This window comes from [Clostridium] ultunense DSM 10521 (assembly GCF_000511955.1).
GTDB classification, from domain to species: domain Bacteria; phylum Bacillota; class Clostridia; order Tissierellales; family Tepidimicrobiaceae; genus Schnuerera; species Schnuerera ultunensis.
Genome location: NZ_AZSU01000002.1, coordinates 533,387 through 539,170 on the forward strand (window position 1 = coordinate 533,387; position 5,784 = coordinate 539,170).

Consider the following 5,784-nt stretch of genomic DNA (forward strand, 5'->3'; position numbering starts at 1 on the left):
AAATAGGATTCTATAAAAACATAAAGAATCATAAAAGGGGTATCTATCCTAGATACTTCTTTTATGTTTTTAAAGAACAAATGCGAAAAATCCCGGGGTTTGGGGCAGAGCCCCAAGGTTCTATGTAATACTAGGACAATTTGAAAATCTACTAAATATTTTCTGAATTAATTTGATAATTTAATGCTTTTGAAGTCTTTTATAGATATTATAAAGCAAGAAATTTTACTTGTTTAATTTGAGAATCGACATTGAAGAAATGTGCATTAAAAACCCGGTGGCATTAAAAGCAGCTCTAGGAGGTAATCCTAAAGGAGTCTATGGGAAGAGGAATCAAATGCCTATGACTCGTATGGGAATTGCCAATGTAATTAGAGAAACTTTAATCAAAGGTCAACAGTATATAGAAAAAAGGGAAAAAGGTGAGGTGGAATTTGACCTAGGTATGGAAAATGTGTCTAAGGTACTTAGGAAAGAAATCCCTCTAAAGGTACATTGTGAGCAATTCGATATGTTAACTATTATCCGCATTGCTAAAGAATTCGATATAGATTTTACCTTAGACCATGCCTGGGGAGCCAGTGATTTTTACGATGATATTGTAGAATCCAACTGCAAAGGAGTAATTTATGGACCTATAGGAGTCCTACTTTTGCCAGGAGAATGTGGCAAAATCGATATTCATAGCCTTATAGAACTGGATAAAAGAGGAGTACCCTGTGCCATAATGACAGATGGTCCTATATTAAACCCTGATGTAATTATAATTCAAGCTGGTGAAGTAATCCGATTTGGAGGGGATATTGAACGGGTTATCAATATGCTCACCATAAATCCAGCTAAAATTATTGGTGTTGACGATAGAGTAGGTTCCATAGAGAAAGGAAAAGATGCTGATTTAGTTATCTTCGATGGAACTCCTGCATTAGATACTAATGCTACTGTAAAATACACTATAATTAATGGACAAATTGCTTATAGTAATAAGTAATTTGTTCCCCTTTTACACAAAACTGTAAATAACAAATATTTTGAATATATTATTAAGCCAAAGGATGCCCCCTACCTTTGGCATTTTAATTTTACCAAAACTTAGGTTTAATTTTCTATTGTAATTTTATCAATATATGTTAGAATATTAACATATGTAAAATTGAATAAGTGGATGACGATATGTTGGAAATATCTATATCATAGATAACCGAAGGAGCAAGGAATAAAATACGCACTCTTTTTATTCTGAAACTCTCAGGTATGGGACAGCATTCTGACACGCCCCTGGAGAGACCCTTTTTGGGCATCGAAGAAGCAATCTATACAATTGTATAGGGAAACTTTCAGATACAAGGACAGGGCGGTAGAGTAGCAAAAAATTTTGTTGTGCTATTGTACCTCCATGTCTTTTTGTTTTTTGTACATTAAAATTATTTACAAAAAACGAGGACAAAGTTAATAATACTATGGAGGGATTAGATGTTTACAATTTTAAAAGGAATGGGGTTGTTGTTTTTAACCTTGTTATTATTTTCAGTATTTAGTTTAAAAGCTCCTAAGGGAGATAAGGCTATGTCAGGACTTGCCGGAGCAGCTATTGCAAGTTTTTTAGTGGAAGCTATCCATAAATATATAAGTGGAGATTTCTTTAAAATTGCTTTTCTTGGTGAAGTTGGCACTTCCTCTGGTAGCTTAGCAGGAACAGCAGCTGCTTCTTTAGTTCCTATATTTATGGGTGCCAACCCAGTATTTGCATTGGTGGCAGGGGTTGCACTATCAGGTATAGGCATATTACCTGGATTTATTGCAGGATATATGGTGGGATTGATTTCTCCAATAATTGAAAAGAAATTGCCTGAAGGACTTAATGTAGTAGCTGGTGCTTTAATTATAGCACCATTGGCTAGGTTTATAGCATTAGCAGTAACACCGGTAGTAGATGCTACATTACTAAATGTTGGCTATGCAGTAACAGCTGCTGCTAACCAATCACCTCTTGTAATGGGATTTTTATTAGGAGGTATGATGAAGGTAATATGTACTTCACCACTTAGCTCCATGTCTATGACGGCCATGTTAGGTCTTCAAGGCCTTGCAATGGGGATATCTTCTGTGGCAAGTTTTGGCGGAGCCTTTACTAATGGAATAGTTTTTAAGAGAATGGGTCTTGGCGATAAAAGTAATATACTTGGAGTAATGCTTGAACCTTTAACACAGGCTCATATTATAACCAAAAATCCGATTCCTATATTTTTTTCAGATTTTATAGGGGGTGGATTAGCTGGAATAGTAGCAGCTAATTTTGGAATTATTAATAATGCTCCTGGGACAGCAGCACCAATTCCAGGTTTTTTAGCACCCTTTGGATTTAATCCACCTACCAAAGTAATTTTAGCCCTAAGCTTAGCTGCTATATTAGGCATTATTGGAGGCTATATAGGCACTAGTATACTGGACATAGTAGATAAAAAGTATGATTTAGAGATATTTAACAAATCCACTAGAAGACAAAAACTAGCAATAAACAAATAGAAGATCCTATATTGATTAGGGTTTTTTCATATTTGAAGGAAAATTAAACCTGAGTTAAATATATAATAGAAATCTTCCAATGAATAAGGATAAATGGTATAATCGATGAATAAGAAAGCAAAATAATTGAAACTTTATAGAATAAATTTGGAAATGGGGTAATGTATATGATATTAGGAATTGTAGGAGGCATGGGGCCTTTGGCTACCTGTGAATTGTTTAGAAAGATTATTGAATTGACTGATGCAGATAAAGACCAGGACCATTTGCATATCATTATAGATAATAATACAAAGATTCCCGATAGAACAGATTATATTTTAGACAAAGGGGAAGACCCTAGAATAGAGATGACAAGATCTATTATTAAATTAGAAACCATGGGGGTTGACTATATAGCTATACCCTGTAACACTGCCCATTACTTTTATGATGATATTAAAAGATATACAAAGGTAAAAATTATAAACATGATATACGAAACGGCATATTTCCTTAAAGAAAATAATTCAAAAGATAAGGATTATTTGCTTTTGTCAACAGAAGGAACTTATAAAGCGGAAATTTATGATAAAACCTTTAATGACCTAGGCTTAAATATACTGACACCTGATGATGAAGATAAGAAAACAATTATGAAATGGATATATGGAGTAAAATCCTCCGAGTTTAATATAAGCTTACAGGAATTCGAATCCCTTGTAAACAAATATATGAAAGATAAAGATATACCTATTATAATAGGGTGTACTGAACTATCTGTTTTAGTTGAAAGAATAGGACTAACGAAAAAATATTTTGATCCAATGACTATATTGGCAAAACGATGTGTGGAATTGGGGTTAAAGTAAAATCATTTACCTTAGTGTAAAATATTTGTTGGACAAAAAAGCAAAAAATATAGAGAATTAACCTCTATTTGATATAATGTAATCGACAAACCACAAAATAAAGGAGGAATTCTCTATGAATAACATTATACAACTAATTGGACAAAAAGTTAAGGGTACAATTGAAGAAAGTGTAATTAAAGTAATGGAAGGTGATACCAAGCTTGATAATATCGTAGATTCGGTAGGTGAAATGGTAAATAATATTGGCTTAGATACCCTCAAGGCCATAATTGTTGAATTAAATGATATCGTTAAAAAGTCTCCTGAAAGAAGTGGGATTTATCATATTCATAAAAGCAATGTATCAAGAACTTTAGTTACTAGATTTGGAGAACTGGAATTTAATAGAGCATATTACAAAAACATAAGAGATAAAAATTATGTTTACATTTTAGATGAACTTTTAGGAATATAAAAGTATGAAAGAGCAGAAGGAAATCTAAAAGGTGAAATACTTGATAAAGCAGTTGATGTAAGCTATCAAAAGGCAGCCGAACTATCCACCCCTGCATACTTAACAAGAGAAACAGTAAAAAATATAATAAGAGAAAATGGAAAGATAAGTAATCTAGATCTTGAGATAGAAGAGAAAGAAGGAGTAGATACTTTATGCATAGAAGCAGATGAAGACCATGTTCCACTACAAACAGGCAAGAATAAAGAAATGAAATTAATCTATGTATATGATAATAAAACAAAAGTAAGCAAAGACAGAATAAAGCTTGAAAACATTAGATATTTTACTGGTGAAATGAAACCAGAAGATATATGGACAGAAGTAGCAACATATCTAGATGAATCCTATGATTTAGACAAAGTTGAAAATATCTATATCGCTGGAGATGGAGCTAATTGGATAAAAGGTGGAACAGAAATAATTAAAGATAGCAAATATGTACTTGATCATTATCATCTAAGCAAGTATGTAAAAAAGATAACAGTACATCTCCCAAGCCTTGAAGAACCAGCAGATATAGAAAAACCTTTGTGGAGATACATAAGAAGAGGGAAGAAAAAATTTGTAATAGAGCTAATAGATTTTGCAATAGAAATAACCCCTACTGAAAGCAAGAAAAAGAGTATGAAAGATGCGAAAAGGTATATATTAAATAACTGGGAAGGAATAAACAATTTATTTGGTGAAGAAAAATATAGATGCAGTGCAGAAGGACATATAAGCCATATACTATCTGATAGACTAAGTTCAAGACCAATGGGTTGGAGCTTAATAGGTGCAGATGAAATGGCACGAATGAGAGCATATAAAGCCAATGGTGGAAGCATTAAAGAATATTATAGGAATCAAAGAATCGAAAAGAAAAATGAAGAAAGAATATTAGAACTTGATAAAAGAGTAGTAAATAGAGTAAAAAGAACCTACAACAATATTGATCCAGATATAATGATAGATATGCCATACATAACAAAAACAGAAGGTAGATGGCTTAAAAACATGCTTAGTAATTCAAGCTTTTGATTGGAGTACAACCTAACATAGCTTGCTTTAGATTTAGAGCCTGAGTTGGATGCCAGCCACCCGTAGGGCTTGCCATTGATAAACCAATAAGTAAATGCTAAAATGTTCTAACACTAAGGCAAGGAATATAGCTTGCTTTGAGTTTTTCGCCTTAGTGTGATAAACCAATAGTATTTATGTTTGGGTTGTCAATGGTGGCGAGAATTCAGAATAAAAAGATGAGTATCAATATTTTTGAGTAAACAAATACTAGTTAGCAAGATATTACATTGTTTAAATGCGATGGTTTCTAATTTTGATAGAATAAAATTAATATTAATTGTTTTCCAACAACAACTTGACACTATCGCTCCTACCATGTTAGTGTATAATTTTTGTAGGCATTAGATATATAACTGAAAAAGGGAAGACCTTTTAAGTGGCCTTCCCAATGCATAGTCAATCCGTTATAATGTAGTTAAGGACAACACATTAAGGAGGAAAGACTGTGCATATATTAAGTGTAAACCATAATGAACTTGATTTCAAGACTATTGAAGAAGAAATATATAAAACTGTTTGTAAGGTAGCCTGTGGAATTATGAAAGATATATTAGAAAAAATTGATTTGATGTTACTAGCCAAGAGGGATACTGAAAAATATCGAAATAAAGGATTCAGGAGAACCTGTATACACACAATTATGGGTGAAGTAGAGTATGAAAGAAGAATCTATCAAACCGAAGATAATGATGGGAAGAGTATGCATGTATACCTACTAGACCAATATTTAAAAAAAGAAACCATAGGCCATGTATCTAGTAATCTAGCTGAAAAGATAGTAGAAAATGTATTAGAACAATCCTATAGAAAATCAGCAAAAAATATAGAAAGCATGTGTCATAGTAG

The 5,784-nt window shown here is 32.6% G+C and carries 4 protein-coding genes, 1 pseudogene and 1 riboswitch; all 5 genes and pseudogenes read left to right on the forward strand.

The genetic code is table 11. The features are described from left to right. Positions 1–229: 229 nt before the first annotated feature. The gene (locus CUL_RS0105370; protein ID WP_025640744.1) at positions 230–991 is read left to right on the forward strand and encodes an amidohydrolase family protein; all 762 of its coding nucleotides are present in this window, start codon (positions 230–232) and stop codon (positions 989–991) included. Positions 992–1,268: 277 nt separating this feature from the next. Next, positions 1,269–1,363, forward strand: a riboswitch (glycine riboswitch). Positions 1,364–1,473: 110 nt separating this feature from the next. Further along, the gene (locus tag CUL_RS0105375) at positions 1,474–2,526 is read left to right on the forward strand and encodes a PTS sugar transporter subunit IIC (RefSeq protein WP_025640745.1); all 1,053 of its coding nucleotides are present in this window, start codon (positions 1,474–1,476) and stop codon (positions 2,524–2,526) included. A gap of 167 nt (positions 2,527–2,693) precedes the next feature. After that, positions 2,694–3,377 (forward strand): cysteate racemase, encoded by a 684-nt coding sequence (gene cuyB, locus CUL_RS0105380; protein ID WP_051403504.1) that lies wholly within the window; start codon positions 2,694–2,696, stop codon positions 3,375–3,377. Between the two features lie 232 nt (positions 3,378–3,609). Beyond that, positions 3,610–4,896: pseudogene (locus CUL_RS17925) on the forward strand (ISLre2 family transposase). Between the two features lie 487 nt (positions 4,897–5,383). After that, positions 5,384–5,784: UPF0236 family transposase-like protein (locus tag CUL_RS16720; protein ID WP_035142814.1), on the forward strand; the 401-nt coding region annotated here is incomplete at its 3' end.